This window comes from Saccharothrix sp. BKS2, assembly GCF_047689505.1.
Classification (GTDB): domain Bacteria; phylum Actinomycetota; class Actinomycetes; order Mycobacteriales; family Pseudonocardiaceae; genus Actinosynnema; species Actinosynnema lopnurensis.
The window spans coordinates 254,781-272,572 of the sequence record NZ_JAUQOL010000006.1; the positions used below are offsets into that span (position 1 = coordinate 254,781).

At 73.1% G+C, this 17,792-nt stretch carries 20 protein-coding genes and 2 tRNA genes; 7 read left to right on the forward strand and 15 right to left on the reverse strand.

Annotated elements, in window-relative coordinates; translation table 11 throughout:
- Nucleotides 1-68: 68 nt before the first annotated feature.
- On the forward strand, nucleotides 69-338 hold the full coding sequence (locus tag Q5530_RS14740; protein ID WP_380636519.1) for a DUF1778 domain-containing protein: 270 nt from the start codon (nucleotides 69-71) through the stop codon (nucleotides 336-338).
- A complete protein-coding gene (locus Q5530_RS14745) occupies nucleotides 335-838 on the forward strand; it encodes a hypothetical protein (protein WP_415362750.1) in 504 nt (167 codons plus the stop codon). The genes Q5530_RS14740 and Q5530_RS14745 overlap by 4 nt, the downstream gene beginning before the upstream one ends.
- A gap of 296 nt (nucleotides 839-1,134) precedes the next feature.
- On the opposite strand, the gene Q5530_RS14750 is transcribed toward Q5530_RS14745, so the two are convergent.
- From Q5530_RS14750 to Q5530_RS14760, 3 genes are all read right to left on the reverse strand, one after another.
- Nucleotides 1,135-1,209: transfer RNA gene (locus Q5530_RS14750), tRNA-Ile, on the reverse strand.
- A gap of 85 nt (nucleotides 1,210-1,294) precedes the next feature.
- Nucleotides 1,295-2,182: an oxygenase MpaB family protein gene (locus tag Q5530_RS14755; RefSeq protein WP_415362752.1), complete on the reverse strand. Its 888-nt coding sequence runs from the start codon at nucleotides 2,180-2,182 to the stop codon at nucleotides 1,295-1,297.
- Between the two features lie 119 nt (nucleotides 2,183-2,301).
- Nucleotides 2,302-2,373, reverse strand: a tRNA-Asn gene (locus Q5530_RS14760).
- A gap of 135 nt (nucleotides 2,374-2,508) precedes the next feature.
- On the opposite strand from Q5530_RS14760, the gene Q5530_RS14765 reads away from it, so the two are divergent.
- Nucleotides 2,509-2,772 (forward strand): hypothetical protein, encoded by a 264-nt coding sequence (locus tag Q5530_RS14765; protein WP_415362753.1) that lies wholly within the window; start codon nucleotides 2,509-2,511, stop codon nucleotides 2,770-2,772.
- 215 nt (nucleotides 2,773-2,987) lie between these two features.
- On the opposite strand, the gene Q5530_RS14770 is transcribed toward Q5530_RS14765, so the two are convergent.
- From Q5530_RS14770 to dnaG, 3 genes are read right to left on the reverse strand one after another with little or no spacing between them, the layout of a single operon-like run.
- Complete coding sequence (locus Q5530_RS14770) at nucleotides 2,988-3,734, reverse strand: trans-aconitate 2-methyltransferase (RefSeq protein WP_415363061.1); 747 nt, start codon at nucleotides 3,732-3,734, stop codon at nucleotides 2,988-2,990.
- A gap of 42 nt (nucleotides 3,735-3,776) precedes the next feature.
- Nucleotides 3,777-4,304, reverse strand: a complete 528-nt coding sequence (locus Q5530_RS14775; RefSeq protein ID WP_415362755.1) for a hypothetical protein — start codon at nucleotides 4,302-4,304, stop codon at nucleotides 3,777-3,779.
- Nucleotides 4,301-6,193: a DNA primase gene (gene dnaG, locus Q5530_RS14780; RefSeq protein ID WP_380636561.1), complete on the reverse strand. Its 1,893-nt coding sequence runs from the start codon at nucleotides 6,191-6,193 to the stop codon at nucleotides 4,301-4,303. The genes Q5530_RS14775 and dnaG overlap by 4 nt, the downstream gene beginning before the upstream one ends.
- A gap of 34 nt (nucleotides 6,194-6,227) precedes the next feature.
- Here dnaG and Q5530_RS14785 point away from each other — a divergent pair, with 34 nt between their 5' ends.
- On the forward strand, nucleotides 6,228-7,142 hold the full coding sequence (locus tag Q5530_RS14785; protein ID WP_415362757.1) for a sigma-70 family RNA polymerase sigma factor: 915 nt from the start codon (nucleotides 6,228-6,230) through the stop codon (nucleotides 7,140-7,142).
- A 37-nt stretch (nucleotides 7,143-7,179) separates the two neighbouring features.
- On the opposite strand, the gene Q5530_RS14790 is transcribed toward Q5530_RS14785, so the two are convergent.
- From Q5530_RS14790 to Q5530_RS14805, 4 genes are all read right to left on the reverse strand, one after another.
- Nucleotides 7,180-8,226: a serpin family protein gene (locus Q5530_RS14790; protein ID WP_415362759.1), complete on the reverse strand. Its 1,047-nt coding sequence runs from the start codon at nucleotides 8,224-8,226 to the stop codon at nucleotides 7,180-7,182.
- The gene (locus Q5530_RS14795; RefSeq protein WP_415362761.1) at nucleotides 8,205-8,423 is read right to left on the reverse strand and encodes a hypothetical protein; all 219 of its coding nucleotides are present in this window, start codon (nucleotides 8,421-8,423) and stop codon (nucleotides 8,205-8,207) included. Before Q5530_RS14795 ends, Q5530_RS14790 begins: the two co-directional genes overlap by 22 nt.
- Nucleotides 8,424-8,443: 20 nt before the next feature.
- On the reverse strand, nucleotides 8,444-9,700 hold the full coding sequence (locus Q5530_RS14800) for a deoxyguanosinetriphosphate triphosphohydrolase (RefSeq protein ID WP_415362763.1): 1,257 nt from the start codon (nucleotides 9,698-9,700) through the stop codon (nucleotides 8,444-8,446).
- 80 nt (nucleotides 9,701-9,780) lie between these two features.
- Nucleotides 9,781-10,419 carry a YdcF family protein gene (locus Q5530_RS14805; protein WP_380636580.1) on the reverse strand — a complete coding sequence of 213 codons (639 nt, stop codon included), beginning with the start codon at nucleotides 10,417-10,419 and terminating at the stop codon, nucleotides 9,781-9,783.
- 53 nt (nucleotides 10,420-10,472) lie between these two features.
- Between Q5530_RS14805 and Q5530_RS14810 the strand changes: the two genes are divergently transcribed.
- Entirely contained in the window at nucleotides 10,473-11,204 is a 732-nt protein-coding gene (locus tag Q5530_RS14810) for a Type 1 glutamine amidotransferase-like domain-containing protein (RefSeq protein ID WP_380636585.1), read from the forward strand.
- A 16-nt stretch (nucleotides 11,205-11,220) separates the two neighbouring features.
- Nucleotides 11,221-12,069, forward strand: a complete 849-nt coding sequence (locus Q5530_RS14815) for a hypothetical protein (RefSeq protein ID WP_415362765.1) — start codon at nucleotides 11,221-11,223, stop codon at nucleotides 12,067-12,069.
- A 149-nt stretch (nucleotides 12,070-12,218) separates the two neighbouring features.
- On the opposite strand, the gene Q5530_RS14820 is transcribed toward Q5530_RS14815, so the two are convergent.
- The 4 genes from Q5530_RS14820 to Q5530_RS14835 form a co-directional block, all read right to left on the reverse strand.
- The gene (locus Q5530_RS14820; protein WP_380636596.1) at nucleotides 12,219-13,682 is read right to left on the reverse strand and encodes a SulP family inorganic anion transporter; all 1,464 of its coding nucleotides are present in this window, start codon (nucleotides 13,680-13,682) and stop codon (nucleotides 12,219-12,221) included.
- A gap of 28 nt (nucleotides 13,683-13,710) precedes the next feature.
- Entirely contained in the window at nucleotides 13,711-14,298 is a 588-nt protein-coding gene (locus Q5530_RS14825) for a carbonic anhydrase (RefSeq protein ID WP_415362767.1), read from the reverse strand.
- A gap of 56 nt (nucleotides 14,299-14,354) precedes the next feature.
- Nucleotides 14,355-14,696 carry a hypothetical protein gene (locus Q5530_RS14830; protein ID WP_415362768.1) on the reverse strand — a complete coding sequence of 114 codons (342 nt, stop codon included), beginning with the start codon at nucleotides 14,694-14,696 and terminating at the stop codon, nucleotides 14,355-14,357.
- A 153-nt stretch (nucleotides 14,697-14,849) separates the two neighbouring features.
- Nucleotides 14,850-15,272: an anthrone oxygenase family protein gene (locus Q5530_RS14835; RefSeq protein ID WP_415362770.1), complete on the reverse strand. Its 423-nt coding sequence runs from the start codon at nucleotides 15,270-15,272 to the stop codon at nucleotides 14,850-14,852.
- A 174-nt stretch (nucleotides 15,273-15,446) separates the two neighbouring features.
- Here Q5530_RS14835 and Q5530_RS14840 point away from each other — a divergent pair, with 174 nt between their 5' ends.
- Nucleotides 15,447-16,352: an AraC family transcriptional regulator gene (locus Q5530_RS14840; protein WP_415362772.1), complete on the forward strand. Its 906-nt coding sequence runs from the start codon at nucleotides 15,447-15,449 to the stop codon at nucleotides 16,350-16,352.
- Here the strand turns inward: Q5530_RS14840 and Q5530_RS14845 are convergent.
- Complete coding sequence (locus Q5530_RS14845; RefSeq protein ID WP_415362774.1) at nucleotides 16,339-17,724, reverse strand: glycine--tRNA ligase; 1,386 nt, start codon at nucleotides 17,722-17,724, stop codon at nucleotides 16,339-16,341. The two genes, Q5530_RS14840 and Q5530_RS14845, sit on opposite strands and share 14 nt — an antisense overlap.
- Nucleotides 17,725-17,792 lie beyond the last annotated feature (68 nt).

Below are 17,792 nucleotides of genomic sequence, written 5' to 3' on the forward strand. Positions count from 1 at the left end.
TCGCCTTCTCCGTACAAACGCCGTACGCTGGACTCGTCGGCGGGGAAGACCGACGGAGAGGTGGGGACATGTCGATCAAGCAAGCTCGCTTGGACTTTCGGCTCGACCAGGCCCAGAAGGGACGGATCGAGAGAGCCGCAGAACTGAGCAAGAAGTCGACCAGTTCATTCGTCGTGGAGGCGGCCGTAGACGCCGCAGACAAGGTACTCGCCCGTGCGGATGTAACGATCATGCCGGCGGAGCAGTTCGACGCACTCATGTCCGCCCTTGACGCGGCAGACGAAGCTCCCGGCTTGGCAAAGCTCAAATCAGCTCATCGGGGGTATGTGCGCAAGTGACGGACTGGGCCTCTTCCGCGCTGGACGAACAGCACGAACTCGCCAATTTTGATTGCGGCGTGCCCGTACTGGACGATTGGCTGAGGAATCAAGCGGTCAACGCCGCCAAGCGCGGAACCGCGAAAACATATGTTTGGACGTCGATCGGAGGTGATCGCGTTGTCGCGTACTACGCGATCACACCCCACCAGGTCGCGAGAGAAGAGGTGTCGTCCAGCCTCGCAGGAGGACTGACCGGCCCGGTACCCGCATATCTCTTGGGGAAGCTGGCACTGGATCGCTCCCTGCACGGCGGGGGACGCGGCGCGGAGTTGCTCCACGATGCCCTCACCAGACTGGTCGAGGCAGCAGAAGTCGCATCCGGACGACTGATCGTGGTGGATGCCATCGACGACAAGGCCGCAGCCTTCTACCGCAAATATGATTTCAAGCCGGTAATCGGAAACTCACGACGACTGGTCATCAAGGTCGCAACGGTACGAAAGGCCTTGGGACTTTAGCACCACCTCGCAGGCGAACGAACCGCCAACTCCTTGCCTCAACCACCGCGAAACCGTCCTGGCTCATGACGCAGAGCACGGGCGGCCTTCCCCGGCCGTCAACCGGGCAGCGGGAAGCTGAAGATCCATTAGACGCGACCGGTCACGTGGACGCCGTACGCGAACTTGATCGGCTGTCGTGCTCGCGGACACCGCCCCGCTTGCGGCGCTCCGCCGCCGTTCCGTTGACGGGCAGAGGCATGGACAGACGATCCTCAGTGGATCTTGCTAAGCCCTGTTCCGCCTGGTAGAGCGAGTAGGGCGGGTGGGGTTCGAACCCACGACCTGACGGATTATGAGTCCGCTGCTCTGACCGGCTGAGCTACCGCCCCCTGACGTGCGGTTCTGGAGGGTACAGATCAGCTTCCGGCGCGTCTCGGCAACCCGGCACGGCGTGACCAAGCTGTGCACTGCGACCTACGGGGCCCCGATGTCGGACGGTCGGTAGCCGGTCGGGTAGTTCGGGTACGTGCGGTTCGGGCGGCTGGTCAGGCTGGGTTCCCGGCGTGGCGGGAGGAGGCGGACGGCGTGTGCCCGCAGGCGCAGGGCCTGACGCGCGGAGGCGGCCAGCCAGGGCGGTTGGCGCGGGAAGCCGAAGGCCGACAGCATCCGGTCGTCCAGCATGGCCAGGACCGCGCGGGTCGTCAGGGACCTCGGGATCGGGTGGTACCAGGAGCAGAACAGGTCGAGCGTGTACCGGCCGATGCGGCGGTTGCTGTCGCTGTAGGCGAAGTGCTCGGCCTCGTAGTCCCGCTTGAACTCCCGGAACGCCTCGTAGGTCCCCGGCACCTCCCTGATCCCCATCCGCGCCCCCACGGCCCGGTAGAAGTGGAACGCGGCCAGGCGCTCGTGGTCGGTCAGCGGCCGCCAGCCGTAGCGGGTGATCCACTCGATCGGGTCGAACACGAACGTGGACAGCACGTACCTCATGTCGTCGTCGGAGATCGGGTGGCGCCCGTGCAGGCGGTTGACCACGCGCAGCGCCTCCCGGCCCCGCGGCGAGTCGTACCCGTGCTCGACCAGCTCCGCCATGAGCAGCGCGGTGTCGTCGTAGCGCTGCTGGGGCCGCCGCTCGAACTCTCCGGTGCGGGCGAGCAGCGCCGAGATCGACGGCACGCAGTACGTCCGGAACAGGGCGAACTCCAGCGCCCGCACGTAGTCCCAGGGGAACTCCTGGCCCGACGAGATGCGCAGGATCTCCACGTGGTCGCGCTCGGGGTCCAGCGACGTGATGCGGCGGCGGAGGGCGAAGCGGTCCCAGCGGTCCGGGCGGTACGTCCTGTCCGGGGGCGAGGCGGAGGGCATGGGATCAGCTTGCCGGAAGAAACCTGCCCCGAAGGGGTGACGAACGGGCCGGTTGGGGGTACCCCGGCCCCATGAGACGACAAAGCCCCAGGTCCGCCGGACCTGGGGCTGCCATCGCGCTCCCCCAACTGGATTCGAACCAGTAACCCTTCGATTAACAGTCGAATGCTCTGCCGTTGAGCTATGGGGGATTGTTCTGTTGTGCGCCTGGCCTCTGCGGCCTGACGGGACACAACTCTAGCGCATCCGGAACAGTGCCGGCGCACACCCCCCTCCCAACGGGATCAAGAGGGGCGTGACCAGGCACGATGGGAGGAGAAGACCTGATGAAGGGCATTCTGTTGGGCGCGGCGGTCGGCTACGTGCTCGGCGCGCGCGCCGGCCGTCACCGGTACGACCAGATCGCGCGGGTCTACCGCTCCCTGGCCGAGCACCCGGCGGTGCAGGGCGCGGCCGGGGTGGTGCGGGCCAAGGTGGGCGAGAAGACCGGTTTCGGTCGCCGGGTGACGCGGACGGCGCGGACGACACCGACGACGAACCCGAACGCCAACGGTTACCACCGCGACCCGGTCATCCCGCGCACCAACTGAGGCACCGACCGGAAGTCGGAAGAACGCCGCGGCCGCCCCCTCGGATCGACAGCGAGTCGACGGCGAGGGGGCGGCCGCGGCGTTCGGCGACGGTTGCGGCAGCCGGGAACGGCAGCCGGCGGGCGGGAATCGTCGCGGCGGGCGGGGACGGTCACGGCGCCCAAAACGGCCGCGGCGGTCGGCAGCGCCCACCGCGGACCGCCGGGCAGCACCGCTCAGAGCACCCGCGCCACCGCGAACACCCGGCGGAACGGGAACCACGTCGTGCCGTCCGCCCGAGGCGGGTAGACCTCCCGCAGGCGGGGTGCCAGCAGCGCCCGGAACTCCGCCCACCCCGCGTCGTCCAGCGCGGCCCGGACGGGGCGCAGCGCCGTCCCGGTGATCCACTCCAGCACGGCGTCCTCCCCCTCCAACCGCTGGAGGTACGTCGTCTCCCACGCGTCCACCGCCGCCCCGGACAGCACCTCCGCGTACCCGGCGGGGTCCAGCACCGGCGACTCCCGCAGCAGCCCCCTCAGCGCGGGCCGGCGCCGCTCCACCAGTTCCCGGACGAGCCGGTGCGACGGTCCGGCGAAGTTCCCCGGCACCTGCACCGCCAGCCACGCGCCCGACGGCAGCGCGCGCACCCACCCGCGCAGCAGCTCCTCGTGCCCCGGCACCCACTGGAGCACCGCGTTGGTCACCACCACGTCGACGTCGGGCCCCGGCTCCCACGAGGCGACGTCGGCCACCCGCGCGTCCACGCCGCGCGCCCGCGCCTCCGCGACCATCTCCGGCGACGAGTCCAGCGCCTCCACCACCGCCGACGGCCAGCGCTCGGCCAGCTCCAGGGTCAGGTTGCCGGGCCCGCAGCCCAGGTCGACCACCCGGCGCGGCGAGGTCGCGCCCACGCGCGCCACCAGCTCGCGGAACGGTCGCGACCGGTGGTCGGCGAACGCCAGGTACCGGGCCGGGTCCCACATGCGCACCCCCGAGCAGTACGGACGTACTGCTAGCCTACGCCGCTAGGGCTCTTCGCGCAGCGCGGCGATCTTGGCCGCCACCGACGCCGCGATCCCCCGCAGCTGCTCCACGTCCGAGTCCGGGTCCGGCCGCACCTGGAGCACCACGCCGTCGCGCCCGGCGACCTTGCGCTGGAGGAACCAGGCCCCCGGCGACTCGTGCCGGTGCCTCGACCTGATCGACCCCGTCACCCGCTCGTGCACGACCTGCGGCACCTTGCCCGGCGACTCCAGCGGGAACCGCTGCGGCACGAGGTCGCGCAGCACGACCGCCTCCCCCGCCGCGCCGTCCTCGACCGACTCCACCACCGACAGCACGTTCCCGCTCCAGGTCGCCTTGCTGACCAGGTGCCACCCGACCCGCCGCGGTCCGGCACCCTGCGCTCCCGGCAGCCACAGCCCGTGCGAGGTCGCGACCAGCCACGACGACCCCAGCGCCGCGGACGCCAGCACGTGCTCGTCCGCCACCAGCTCGCCGGTGAACCCCTCGGGCGCGCCCGAGCCGAACAACCTCCGCAGCAGTGCCCTCACAGTCCGCCCACCGCCTGTTCGCCCAACGCCTTGTGGTACTCCTCCAGCGCGACGAGGTCGCCGAACAGGTGCCGGTACTCGTCGGGCTCCTCCAGCGGCGAGACCCGCCGCAGCCGCGACTTGATGTCCGCGATCTGCTTGGCCACCAGCGACTTCTGCAAGCCCGCGAGCACGCCCTGCACGTACCGGTACTCGTCGTTGGTCTTCACCCGCAGCGGCTCGACGGACAGCTCCGTCAGCAGCGACCGCACCGCCTGGTGCGGGCAGCCCTGCGCCACCGCCTCGTAGTACTGCGGACCGGCCAGCCCCGCGGCCGCGCCGCCCGCCTTGCGGATGCCCTGGTGGACCTCCAGGTACGCCGGGTTGGTGAACGCCTCGTCGGGCACCGAGTCGTAGTACGGGCCGGCCATCTCCGGCAGCTGGAGGGCCGCCTTCACCGCCTCCCGCTCCATCAGCAGCGCCGGGTCGCGCGGGTTGGGCCGGACCGGGCCGTCCACGTCGACCGCCAGCGCGCCCTGGTCCGGGTCGACCGGGCGGCGGCGCGCGGGCGCGGGGGCCTTGCCGCCGGCGGTCTCCCGGACCCGCCGGACCACGGCGGCCTCGTCGTCCCAGCCCACCCACCACGCCAGGCGCGTGGCGTAGCCGTCGCGCTTGGCCCGGTCCTTGATCTGGGCCACGAACGGGACCATGGTCCTGAGCGCCTCGGCCCGGCCGTCCACCGAGTCCAGGTCGTAGTCCTTGAGCCGGGTGCGGATGGCGAACTCGAACAGCGGCGTGCGCCGGGCCACCAGGTCGCGCACCGCCACGTCGCCCTTGGCCTGCCGCAGCTCGCACGGGTCCATGCCGTCCGGCGCGACGGCGATGTAGGTCTGCGCGGTGAACTGCTGCTCGCCCTCGAACGCCTTGAGCGCCGCCTTCTGCCCCGCCGAGTCGCCGTCGAAGGTGAAGATCACCTCGCCGTTGAGCGAGTCGTCGATGAGCAGCCGCCGCAGCACGTTCATGTGGTCGGCGCCGAACGCCGTGCCGCAGGACGCGACCGCGGTGGGCACGCCCGCCAGGTGCATGGCCATCACGTCGGTGTAGCCCTCGACCACCACGGCCTGCCGCCGCTTGGCGATCTCCCGCTTGGCCTGGTCCAGCCCGAACAGCACGTGCGACTTCTTGTAGATCATGCTCTCGCTGGTGTTCAGGTACTTGGCCTGGATCTGGTCGTCCTCGAAGATCCGGCGCGCGCCGAACCCGACCACGTCGCCGCCGAGGTCCCGGATCGGCCACAGCAGCCGCCGGTGGAACCGGTCGATCGGCCCCTGGCGGCCCTCCTTGCTCAGCTGGGCCTTGATCAGCTCGGTCAGCTCGAACCCGCGGCCGAGCAGGTGCTTGGTGAGGCGGTCCCAGCCGGCGGGCGCGAAGCCGCAGCCGAACTGGCGGGCGGCGTTCTCGTCGAAGCCGCGCTGCGCCAGGAACTCGCGCGCGGGCATGGCGTCCGGGGTGGCGAGCTGCTCGGCGTAGAACTCGGCGGCGGCCCGGTGGGCCTCGATGAGCCTGCTGCGGGTGCCGCGGTCGCGCTGGACCGTCGCGCCGCCGCCCTCGTAGGTGAGCTGGATGCCCGCCCGGTCGGCCAGCCGCTCGACCGCCTCGACGAACCCGAGGTGCTCGATCTTCATCACGAACGCGATGACGTCGCCGCCCTCGCCGCAGCCGAAGCAGTGGAAGGTGCCGTGCGAGGGTCGGACGTTGAACGACGGCGACTTCTCGTCGTGGAACGGGCACAGGCCCTTCAGCGCGCCGCCGCCGGCCCCGCGCAGCGACACGTGGTCGCCCACGACGTCGTCGATCCGGCTCCGGTCACGGACCAGCGCGATGTCGCTCTCCCGGATGCGTCCTGCCACAGCAGCCGAGTCTAGTGCTGGTTGACTGGAGGCCATGACCGCCGCCGAGCAGACCCTGGCCGCCACGTTCACCGGTCACCGCTCGCACCTGGTCGGGGTCGCCTACCGGCTCACCGGCAGCGTCGCGGACGCCGAGGACGCGGTGCAGGAGGCGTGGCTGCGGCTGACCGGGCTCGACGAGGGGGCCCGCGCCGGTATCCGGGACCTGCGGGCCTGGCTGACCACGGTGGTGGGCCGGATCTGCCTGGACCGGCTGCGGTCGGCGGCCGTGCGGCGCGAGCGGTACGTGGGGCAGTGGCTGCCCGAGCCGCTGGTCACCTCCGGCGCGGACGACCCGCTGGACGCGGTGGTGCGCGACGACGGCGTGCGGATGGCGGCGCTGGTGGTGCTGGACCGTCTCACGCCCGAGCAGCGGGTGGCGCTGGTGCTGCACGACGCGTTCGGCGTGCCGTTCGCGGAGATCGGCGAGGTGCTCGGCGTCACGGTCGACACGGCCCGCCAGCACGCCTCGCGCGGCAGGCGGGCGGCGGCCGCGGCCGAGCCGCCGCCCCGGGTGGCCCTGGAGGAGCAGCGCGAGGTGCTGGAGCGGTTCCTCGCGGCGCTGGCCGCCGGCGACGTGAACGCGGTCATCGGCCTGCTGCACCCGGACGCGGTGGTCGTGGGCGACGGCGGCGGCAAGGCGCGGACCGTGCTCAACGTCGTCGGCGGCCGCGAGAAGGTGGCGCGCCTCCTGCTCGGCCTGCTGCGCAAGTACGGCGGGCACCTGTCGTGGGGCCGGCCGGTGCTGGTGAACGGCGACCCCGGGCTGCTGATCACCGCGCCGCCGGACGCGGACGCGGACCTGGACCCGCACGTGGCCGCGTTCGCGGTGCGCGACGGGCTGGTCGTCGGGGTCTACGACATCGCCAACCCCGACAAGCTGCGCCACGTGCCCTTCGACCTCGGCTAGGTCGGCTCGACCACCCCGGCGCGGGGGAACGTGCCGGCTACGGCCTGGCCACCTGGGCGAGGAAGTAGACCGCGCCGGTCACCGCGTGCCGGACCAGCAGCAGGTACGGGCGGTCGACGCGGACCACGCGGGCGGGCTCGTCCGGGATGAACGAGGTCATCCGCATGACCACGGCGGTCGCCGCGGCGCCCTCGAAGCCCTGCTCGTCCAGCCGCAGCACGGCCTCGTGGACCACGTCGTCCACCCGCAGCCGCGGGTCGGGGCTCAGGCCGCTCAGGTCGGCCTCTCGGGTGAACATCGTGCGCACGCCCACCGCGCGCAGCGCGTCGGCCAGGGAGGTGTTCACGTCCAGGTCGAGCCTGGGCAGGTGCAGCTCGACGCGGTCGTGGTCCAGGGCCTCCAGCACCTCGGGCACGCCGTCCGTGGCGCCCAGCTCGTCGTCGGGCAGCAGCACGACCGCCTCCACGCCGCCGCGCGCGGGCACGCCCACGGCCTCCCACCCGGCGCGCCGGGCGTAGCGCATCCCGCCCGTGCGGCGCATGGTCGGCACCTCGCCCGCGCCCCGGAACGGCTGGTCGGAGGTGTCGTGCCCGGGGAACTCCTCGGTCCAGGCGCACCTCAGGTACAGCGCGTTGACCAGGGTGGCCGCGGTGTCGGGCTTGATCGTGCCGGGGGCGAGCAGCTCGGGGATCAGCCGGTGGGTCGTGTCGGCCACGTCGGCGTTGATCAGCTCGCGCGCGCCCTCCGGGTCGCGGCTGAACGGCGCGGAGCGGGCCTTGGCGCCGGGCCAGTCCGCCAGCCCGGCCAGGAAACCGTCCTCCAGCGGCAGCTCGTCGGCGGCCCACAGGGTGTTGGCCACGGCGAACTCGGCCTCGCCGTCGACCAGCGAGGTCCTCACCAGCTCGGCGTGGTCCTCGCCGAGCAGGTCCAGCAGCTCGGCCCGGGTGTCGCCGCGGGCGGCCCGCGCGGTCAGGCCGAGGGCACTGGCCACCGAGTACGGGGACCAGCAGGCGTTCTGCGTGCGATCGGGCGCTACGGCGTCGTGCAGGGTGAGGGCGAACGTCAGGTGCGCTCGATCCGGCACTGGGTCTCCTCGATCGGGGTCGGGTCCTGCGGGAGCGGTCGCTCCCCCGCGCCGCCGTTCGGTCCGAGCGGCCGGGGCCGGCGTGGTTCGCGCACCCCGGCGGAGCCGTCGTCGAGGCCGTCGTCCGGCCCGTCCGACCCGCCGCGGGCCCCGCTCCGGGCGACGCGCACCGCTGTGCGCGACCGTCGTCCGCTCATGGGTCCGAGTGTGCCACCGATCAGCGCGGTCCGGGGTTCGCCAGCGCCCGGCGCCACGCCACCGCCTGGGCGTCGGTCAGGGTGGCGACCTGGTCGATCACCACCCGCAGCCGTCGCGCGTCGTCGGCCGCGGCGGCCCACGCGGGGTGGAACGCGGGGTCGAGCGAGTCCGGCGCGCGGCGCAGCAGCAGGTCCACCAGCTCGGCGACCAGCTCGCGCTGGCGGGCCTGCATCGCCAGCCGGGCCGGGTCGCTCATCACGTACCGCACCGCGACCGCCTTGAGCAGCGCCACCTCGGCCTGCGCGCGCGGCGGCACCACCAGGTCGGCCCGGTAGCGGGACAGCGGGCCGTCGCCGTGCTCGCGGCGGGTGCCGCCGACCGCGGCCGAGGCGAACCGGCCGACCAGCTCGCTGGTCAGGCGCTTGAGGGCGACCTGGGCGCGCAGCGAGCCGTCGTACTCGGCCAGCTCGGCGATGACCGGCAGCCGGATCAGCTCGGTCGCGGCGGCCTCCAGGGTGGAGACCGGCTCGGCGCAGAAGTGCTTGGCGGCCAGCCCGGCGATCGCGGCCCGCTCGGTCGGGTCGCCCAGCGCGGCCAGCCGGATGCGGTGGGCCAGCACGCCGTCCTCCACGTCGTGCACGGAGTAGGCCACGTCGTCGGCCCAGTCCATGACCTGGGCCTCCAGGCACCGCCGGTGGTCGGGCGCGCCCTCGCGGAGCCAGCCGAACACCGGCAGGTCGTCCGCGTAGGCGCCGAACTTCGCCACGCCGGGGCGCCGCGGCCACGGGTACTTGGTGGCGGCGTCCAGGCACGCGCGGGTCAGGTTGAGGCCGTGCTCGGTCTTGGGCTCCAGCCGGGTCAGGATGCGCAGGGTCTGGGCGTTGCCCTCGAAACCGCCGCACGGGCCGGCCAGCTCGTTGAGCGCGCGTTCCCCGTTGTGCCCGAAGGGCGGGTGGCCGATGTCGTGCGCGAGGCCCGCGGTGTCCACCACGTCGGGGTCGCAGCCCAGCTCCTCGCCGATGCCGCGCCCGATCTGGGCCACCTCCAGCGAGTGGGTGAGCCGGGTGCGCGGCACGCCGGTCACCTCGGCGCCCTCGCCGGGGCCGACGACCTGCGTCTTGCCCGCCAGCCGCCGCAGGGCCGCCGAGTGCAGCACCCGCGCCCGGTCCCGGGAGAACGGCGAGCGGCGCTCCGGGCGGGCGCCCGGCAGCACGGCCTGCTTGGGCTCCTCCTCGACCAGCCTCGCCGCGTCGTGTCCGGTGTAGCCCTGGCGCATCCGTCCAGCCTAGGTGAGCGCCCGGCGGGCGAGCAGGTGCCCGGGTGCGCCGGGCCGGGTGGGCGGAGCGGTCGGAGCGGTCAGAGCGAGATGCCGTCGAACGCGCCCGCCGGCGCCTTCATCAGGTGGTAGTACAGCAGGCCGCCGGTCTCGCGGCGGATGTAGTAGAGCTGGGTGGCGCGGGTCTGCACGTTCGGGCCGCTGCGGGTGGGCGAGGTCCAGGCGTCCAGCCCCTCGTCCTCGGCCATGGTGCGGGCGCGCAGCGAGTGCCACGGGTCGCTCACGATCACGGCGGTGCGCAGCGACTTCTCCCGCGCGGCGGCGGCCACGGCGCGGATGCTGCCCAGCGTGTCCGTGCCCTCCCCGACCTCCAGGATGCGGTCGGTCGGGACGTCGTGGGCCTCCAGCCAGAGCCGGCCCGCCTCGCCCTCGGTGTAGTTGTCGCCCGGCTGCCGCCCGCCCGTGGTGGCGATGTAGCCGACCACGCCCTGGGCGTACAGGCGCCGGGCGTGCTCCAGGCGCGCCTCCAGGACGTCGGAGGGCACCCCGTTGTACTGGGCGGCGCCGAGCACCACGGCCATGTCGGCGTGGGTGCGGTCGTCGTCGCGGGCCACCTGCCACACGCGGAAGGCGGTGCCGCCGACGACGAGGAACCCGACGACCAGGGTGCCGAGGACGATGCGGGTCGCCAGCCGGCGGAGCCACGGCAGGAACGTCACGTGGTCGATGATTCCACACGCGCTCCCCGGCCCCCGCTGCCAGGATCGCGCCCATGGCAGCAGACCAGCCCACGATCGTGGCCACGTCCGGCGGTTTCCGCGCGGGTCGCCGCACGCACCTGGAGTTCCACCGGCTCGTCCACCACGCCGTCGACCTGTCCGGCGCGCACGGCCGCAAGCCCCGGCTCTGCTACGTCGGCACCGCGTCGGGCGACCAGCGGTGGTGGCACGCGGACGTCGACGAGGCCGGCCGGCTGGCCGGGTGGGAGGTGTCGCAGCTCAACCTGTTCACCATGCCGCCGACCGACGACCTCGCGGGCTGGGTCGGCGAGCACGACGTGGTGTGGGTGGGCGGCGGCTCGGTGGCGAACCTGCTGGCCGTGTGGGAGGTGCACGACCTGGGTGGCGCGCTGCGGGCGGCGTGGCGCGACGGGGTCGTGCTGGGCGGGGTGTCGGCGGGGTCGATCTGCTGGTTCGTCGGCGGCGCCACGGACTCGTTCGGCCCGGAGCTGCGCGTGGTGACCAACGGCCTGGCGTTCCTGCCCTACGGCAACGGCGTGCACTACGACAGCGAGGCCCTGCGGCGGCCGACGATCCACGCGGCGGTCGCGTCGGGCGTGCTGCCGGAGACGCACTGCACCGACGACGGCGCGGGGCTCGTCTACCTCGGGACGGAGTTGGCGGAGGCGGTGTCCGAGCGGGCCTCGGGCGGGGCCTACGTGGTGGTGCGTGACGAGTCTTCAGGAACCCCACAGGAGGAACCTCTCGACATCAGGCGGTTGTGAAACGGACCTTTGACGTGTGGGAAGACGTCGGTGGGTGGTCGTGTCGGCGCTGGTGGGCGTGGTGGTGGGCTGCGGCACGGGGACGCCGGCCACCTCGCCGCCGTCGACCCCCTCGGCTGTCGAGACCCCGCACCCGGCCGCGCCGCGGGCCACCGCCCCGGACCTCCCGGACCTCCCGGGGGCGGTGGCGCGGGCGGTCGAGGCCGCGGGCGGGATCGACCTCGGGCTGACCGCGGTGGACCTCGACACCGGGGCCGGGGCGGGCCACGACGCCGACGTGCCGTTCCGCTCGGCGTCGCTGAGCAAGCTGCTGGTGGCCGTCGACCTGCTGCTGTCGGGCGAGGTGCCGCAGGAGGACGTGCGGCGGCTGGAGCGCGCGCTCGGCCTCAGCGACGACGAGGCCATGAACGCCCTGTGGACCCTGCACGACGGCGTCGGCGCGATCCGGCGGGTGGTCGAGCGGGTCGGCCTGACCGCCACGGGCGCGCCCGCGGACGCCACCCAGTGGGGCGACGTGGAGATGTCGGCCGCCGACGTCGCGCGGCTCTACCGGTTCGTGCTGACCGAACTGCCCGCGGACGACCGGGACTTCGTCGTGGACGCGCTGTCCGGGGCGGGGGAGATCGCCGCGGACGGCTTCGACCAGGCGTACGGCCTGATGGCGCCAGGCACCGACGCCTACGCCAAGCAGGGCTGGATGTGGTACCTGCCGGCGGACCTGTACCTGCACACCGCGGGGGTGGCGGGGGGCCGGTACGTGGTGGTGGCGCTGTCGCGCCAGTCCGGGGTGGCCGAGCGGGAGGCGAAGGACCGGCTGACCGGGGTGACGGGCGCGCTGCTGTCGGCGCTGTCGCGGGCCGGGTGAGGCGGCGGCACGCGCCGCGCCACTCCCCGGCGCGAGGGGCGGGCCCGCGCCGGGAGGGTGGTCGAGCGGAAGGTGATCAGGACGGGAGGGTGGTCAAAGCGGGAAGACGGTCAAGGACGGGAAGGCGGTCAGGCCGGGAAGGCGGCCGCTCAGTCCGCGGCCACCGGTTGGATCAGCTCCACGCCGTCGCGCCGGGCGGCCCACTGGTCGATCGCCTGACCGCACGCCTGGTCGAGGTGGCGGACACCGCTGAGGTCCACGCGCACGTGCCGCCCCTCCCCGTCCGGCAGGGCCTCCAGGGTCTCCAGCAGCCTGGGCAGCTTGAGGAACGTGGCGTTGCCGCGCACCGCGACGTGGTGGTGGTCCTCGCCGTGCTGGGTGACGGTGACCGACAGGCGGGACATGTCCCACGCCGTCTTCACCACCGCCGCCAGCAGGCCGACGAGCGTGCCGGTCAGCAGGTCCGTGAGCACGATCAGGCCCGCGGTGAGCACCAGCACGGCGGCCTCCGCGCGGTCGGTGCGGGCCAGCGCCAGCACCCGGTCGGGCGCGAGGAGCTTCCAGCCCGCCTGCACCAGCAGCGCCGCCAGCACGGCCAGCGGCACGTAGGCCAGCACCCCCGGCAGCAGTACGACGAACAGGAGCAGCCACGCGCCGTGCAGGACGCGGGACAGGCGGGTGCGGGCGCCCGCCTCCACGTTGGCCGAGCTGCGCACGATCACCGCCGTCATCGGCAGCGCGCCGAGCGCGCCGCACAGGGTGTTGCCGACGCCCTGCGCCACCAGCTCGGTGTCGTACCTGGTCCGCGGCCCGTCGTGCATCCGGTCCACCGCCGCCGCGCTGAACAGGCTCTCCGCCGACGCCACGAGGGCGAACGTCAGCATCGCGCCCAGCACACCGGCGTCGAACAGCGAGAAGTCCACCAGCGCGACCACGTCGCCCAGGGAGCCGACCGAGATGCGCGGCAGCGGGAACAGCAGCCCGACCGCGCTGGCGACCACGGCGGCCACCAGCATCCCGGGCACCGCCCTGAACCGGGTCCGCTTCCACAGCGAGGCGACGACGAGCGTGAGCACGCCGACGGCCACGCCGCCCAGGCCGGCCGGGGTGGTCAGCGCGGCCACCAGCAGGTCGGGCAGGCCGGAGATCTTCTCGCCGGTGGTCGCGGGCTGGTCCTGCCCGGCGAACGGGTAGAGCTGGCCGAGCACCAGCACCAGGCCGATGCCGGCGAGCATCCCCTGCACCACGGCGGGCGAGATGGCGCGGAACCAGCGGCCCAGGCGCAGCAGGCCCAGGGCGACCTGGAGCAGGCCGGCGCCCAGGACGATGAGGCCCAGCGCGCGCGGGCCGTGCGCCGCGACGGTGTCGGCGACCAGCACGGTCAGACCCGCCGCCGGGCCGCTGACCTGCATGGTGCTGCCGGGCAGCAGGCCGACCACGAGGCCGCCCACCACGCCGGTGATGATGCCCAGCTCGGCGGGGACGCCGGAGGCGACGGCGATGCCCACGCACAGCGGGAGCGCCACCAGGAACACCACCAGCGAGGCGCCGACGTCGGGCCAGAAGGTCGTTCTCCACCCCGGTGGGGCGGATCGTGCGATGTGGGTGCTCACGCGAAGACTCCGAAGTCGTTCGGGCCGCTCACAGCGGCTGGAAGAGGTCGGCGCGGTGGGTGAGGACCTCGCCGGTCTCGATGTCGTAGAACCAGCCGTGCAGGCGCAGGGCCCCGGACTCGACGCGTTCGCGCACGAACGGGTAGTCGCGCAGCGCGGCCAGCTGGGCCAGGACGTGCCCCTGCCCCTCGGCGCGCAGGGCCGCGTCGGGCTCGGCGTACGGGCGGAAGCGGGCGTGGGAGCTCAGCCAGCGCCTCATGTTGGGCAGGTGGTCGAGCGCGGCGCGGTCCGAGTTCAGGGCCCGGACGGCCCCGCAGTGCGAGTGGCCGCAGACCACGACCTCCGCCACGCCCAGCTGGACGACCGCGAACTCGATGGTCGCGATCTCGCCGGAGGCGGAGCCCTGGTCGTAGGCGGGGATGACGTTGCCCGCGGTGCGCAGCTCGAAGAGGCTGCCTGGCTCGGCGCCCGTGATGGCGGTGGTCACGATGCGTGAGTCGGCACACGTGATGAACAGCGCGGTCGGCGATTGACCGCCGGCGAGCCTGCGACCCGTTTCCGGGGGTCTGCGCAGTGAATGCGTGCGTGCTTGCTGTTCCAGGTGTCGGAATTCCACGGAATTTCCCCACTCGTCGGTCGGCGGGACTGCGATCGGCGGCGGAAAGCCGCCGATCAGTTCCGGAACACCTGGAGCGCGGCGGGTCTGGTCCAACTCCTGAGGTGCTCGGCGCGGCCGCGCTCGACGCGCGGGGAGCCGGGCGGGGCGGGCCGGCGGGTGATCGGTGAACCGCCCCTACATGAAGGCGGTTTCATGTTCCTGGCCGGCGCAAACCGGGTCGACCAAGATCGCGTCTCGACCGACTGGCGCTGCTCGCGCGGGGGCTCCTCCTCGGTCACCGCGACCGTGCCGTGACCGACCGGGACCGCGGCGACGAGGGGGGCGGAACCGGTCGGGGAGGGGGTGAAGACGGCGACGAGCAGCAATGCGACCAGTGCGGTGACAACGCGCGCCATGACACCCCCTGATGAAGTCGGCCCTGGATCAAGTGTCACAAAACGGGGTGACGCACTGGTTAATGATGAACCTTCTTGGGAAAGTTTTAAGACACGTTCACCCGAACGTCTGTGATCCAGGTCATCCAAAGGGTGATATATAACCGAGGGTAATCACCAGCGGAGGGCCGACAGGAGGAACGCCGCGCTCGCGGCGAGCGAGGCCAGGGCGCGGACGTGGTTCGCGGGCGCCCACTCGCGCAGGTACCGGGCCCAGTAGTCCGGCGTGGCCACCCGCTCCAGCTCGTCGTTGCGCGGGACGTGGAAGGCGATCGTGAGCCCGAGGCCGCCCAGGAGGTACAGCGCCGCGCCCGCCCACGCCCACGGGTCGCCCCCGAGGGCGGCGAACCCCGAGAGGAGCGCGGTGCCGAGGAAGACGCCGAGGAACGCGGGGGTGAGCGCGGCGGCGTTGACGGCGCGCATGGCGGCGATGCCCTCGGCCGGGGTGGTCCGGCGCAGGCCGGGCAGGACCAGGGCGGAGAACGCGAAGAAGACGCCCGCCACCACGCCGCAGCCCAGGGCCGCGAGGATCGTCACCGTGGGGAACATGGCCACAGTCAAGCCACCCGGCGGGGCGTTCTCCATGGCTCGCGCGCTCGGGCGCATACGCGGCCGTCCACGCAACCCGCCCCGGTGGGCCCGCCCCGGTGGCCGGGTCGACCGCGGCGGTGAGCGCCGTCGCGCACCACCGCGCCGCCTACGCTGGACCGCGTGGACGAGTTGGCGGCGCTGCTGGACGGCCCGCGGGCGCGCGGCGCGTTCGTGATCCGCTCCGTGCTCGACCCGCCGTGGTCGGTGCGGGTGGAGGACCGGGCCCCGCTGTCGGTGATCGTGATGGTGCGCGGCGACGGCTGGGTGGTGCCCGACTCCGGCGCGCCGGTCCCCTTCCACGAGGGCGACGTCGTGGTGGTGCGCGGTCCCGGGCACTACACCGTCGCGGACGACCCGGGCACCGCGCCGCTGGCCGTGATCCACCCCGAGGAGCGCTCGACCACGCCGGAGGGCGACGAGCTGTGCGAGGCGTGGGACCAGGGCGTGCGCACGTGGGGCGCGAACCCCGACGGCGCCGTGGTGATGATCAGCGGCACGTACCGGTTCGACGGCGAGGTGGGCGGCCGGCTGCTGAGCGCGCTGCCGCACGTGGCCGTGGTGTCCGGGGACGCGCTGGTGCCGCTGCTGGCCACGGAGGTCGCCAAGGACCTGCCGGGCCAGCAGGCGGTGCTCGACCGGCTGCTGGACCTGCTGCTGATCTCCGCGCTGCGCGCCCTCCTGGCGCGGGAGACCTCCTGGTACCGGGCGCACCTGGACCCCGCGGTCGGGCGGGCGCTGCGGCTGCTGCACGAGGCGCCCGCGCGGCCCTGGACCATCGCGGCCCTGGCCGGGGAGGTGGGCGTGTCCCGGGCGGCGCTGGCCAGGCGGTTCACCGAACTCGTCGGCGAACCGCCGATGGCCCACCTGACCTCGTGGCGGCTGTCGCTGGCCGCCGACCTGCTGCGCGAGCCCGGCACCACGCTGGAGGCGGTGGCCCGCCGGGTCGGCTACGGCAGCGCCTTCGCGCTCAGCTCGGCGTTCAAGCGGGTCCGGGGCGAGCGCCCCAGCGCGTTCAGGCGCCGATGAGGCGGGCGGCCAGGTAGGACTCCAACTGGTCCATGGCCACGCGCTCCTGGGACATGGTGTCGCGCTCCCGGACCGTCACGGCGTGGTCGGTCAGGGTGTCGAAGTCCACCGTCACGCAGAACGGCGTGCCGATCTCGTCCTGGCGCCGGTAGCGGCGGCCGATCGCGCCCGCGTCGTCGAACTCGACGTTCCAGTTCCGGCGCAGCGCGGTGGCCAGGTCGCGCGCCTTGGGAGAGAGGTCGGCGTTGCGCGACAGCGGCAGCACGGCCGCCTTCACCGGGGCCAGCCGGCGGTCCAGGCGCAGCACGACGCGCTTGTCCACGCCGCCCTTGGCGTTGGGCGCCTCGTCCTCGGTGTACGCCTCCAGCAGGAACGCCATCATCGGCCGGCCGACACCGGCCGCGGGCTCGATCACGAACGGGCGGTAGCGCGAGTTGGTGGCCTGGTCGAAGTAGGACAGGTCCACGCCCGAGTGGTTGGAGTGCGTGTTCAGGTCGAAGTCGGCGCGGTTGGCGATGCCCTCCAGCTCGCCCCACTCCTGCCCGCCGAACCGGAAGCGGTACTCGATGTCGACGGTGCGCTTCGAGTAGTGCGACAGCTTCTCCGCCGGGTGCTCGTACTGCCGCAGGTTCTCCTTGGACACGCCCAGGTCGGTGTACCAGCGGGTGCGCTCGTCGATCCAGTACTGGTGCCACTCCTCGTCGGTGCCCGGCTCGACGAAGAACTCCATCTCCATCTGCTCGAACTCGCGGGTCCGGAAGATGAAGTTGCCCGGTGTGATCTCGTTGCGGAAGCTCTTGCCGATCTGGCCGATGCCGAACGGCGGCTTGCGGCGCGAGGTGGTCTGCACGTTCAGGAAGTTGGTGAAGATGCCCTGCGCGGTCTCCGGGCGCAGGTAGTGCAGGCCCTCGTCGGTCTCCACCGGGCCGAGGTGGGTCTTGAGCAGGCCGTTGAACATCTTCGGCTCGGTGTACTGGCCGCGGGTGCCGCAGTTCGGGCACGGGACGTCGCCGACCTCGCCCTCGGCGACCTGCTTGCCGGTGCGCTCGGCGTACTCCTCGACGAGGGTGTCCTGGCGGAACCGCTTGTGGCAGGAGTTGCACTCGACCAGCGGGTCGACGAACGCCTCGACGTGGCCGGACGCGACCCACACCTCGCGCGGCAGGATCACCGACGAGTCCAGGCCGACGACGTCGTCGCGGCCGCGCACCACGGCGTTCCACCACTGGCGCTTGATGTTGTCCTTCAGCTCCACGCCGAGCGGGCCGTAGTCCCACGCCGACCTGGTGCCGCCGTAGATCTCGCCGCACGGGTAGACGAACCCCCGGCGCTTGCAGAGGCTGACGACGGTCTCGATGCGATCGGCTGCCACGGACACTCCATCGGGAATGCAGGAAGGGATGCGGATACGGGGTCGTCAGGGTAGCCCTCGTCACCTCG

Coding starts and splice junctions, on each gene's coding strand:
- Q5530_RS14795 (WP_415362761.1), bottom strand. CDS start 8,423: ATGAGCGGACGACGGTCGCGCACAGCGGTGCGCGTCGCCCGGAGCGGG.
- Q5530_RS14810 (WP_380636585.1), top strand. CDS start 10,473: ATGGCAGCAGACCAGCCCACGATCGTGGCCACGTCCGGCGGTTTCCGC.
- Q5530_RS14740 (WP_380636519.1), top strand. CDS start 69: ATGTCGATCAAGCAAGCTCGCTTGGACTTTCGGCTCGACCAGGCCCAG.
- Q5530_RS14785 (WP_415362757.1), top strand. CDS start 6,228: ATGACCGCCGCCGAGCAGACCCTGGCCGCCACGTTCACCGGTCACCGC.
- Q5530_RS14770 (WP_415363061.1), bottom strand. CDS start 3,734: ATGTGGGACCCGGCCCGGTACCTGGCGTTCGCCGACCACCGGTCGCGA.
- Q5530_RS14800 (WP_415362763.1), bottom strand. CDS start 9,700: ATGCGCCAGGGCTACACCGGACACGACGCGGCGAGGCTGGTCGAGGAG.
- Q5530_RS14755 (WP_415362752.1), bottom strand. CDS start 2,182: ATGCCCTCCGCCTCGCCCCCGGACAGGACGTACCGCCCGGACCGCTGG.
- Q5530_RS14765 (WP_415362753.1), top strand. CDS start 2,509: ATGAAGGGCATTCTGTTGGGCGCGGCGGTCGGCTACGTGCTCGGCGCG.
- Q5530_RS14830 (WP_415362768.1), bottom strand. CDS start 14,696: ATGGCGCGCGTTGTCACCGCACTGGTCGCATTGCTGCTCGTCGCCGTC.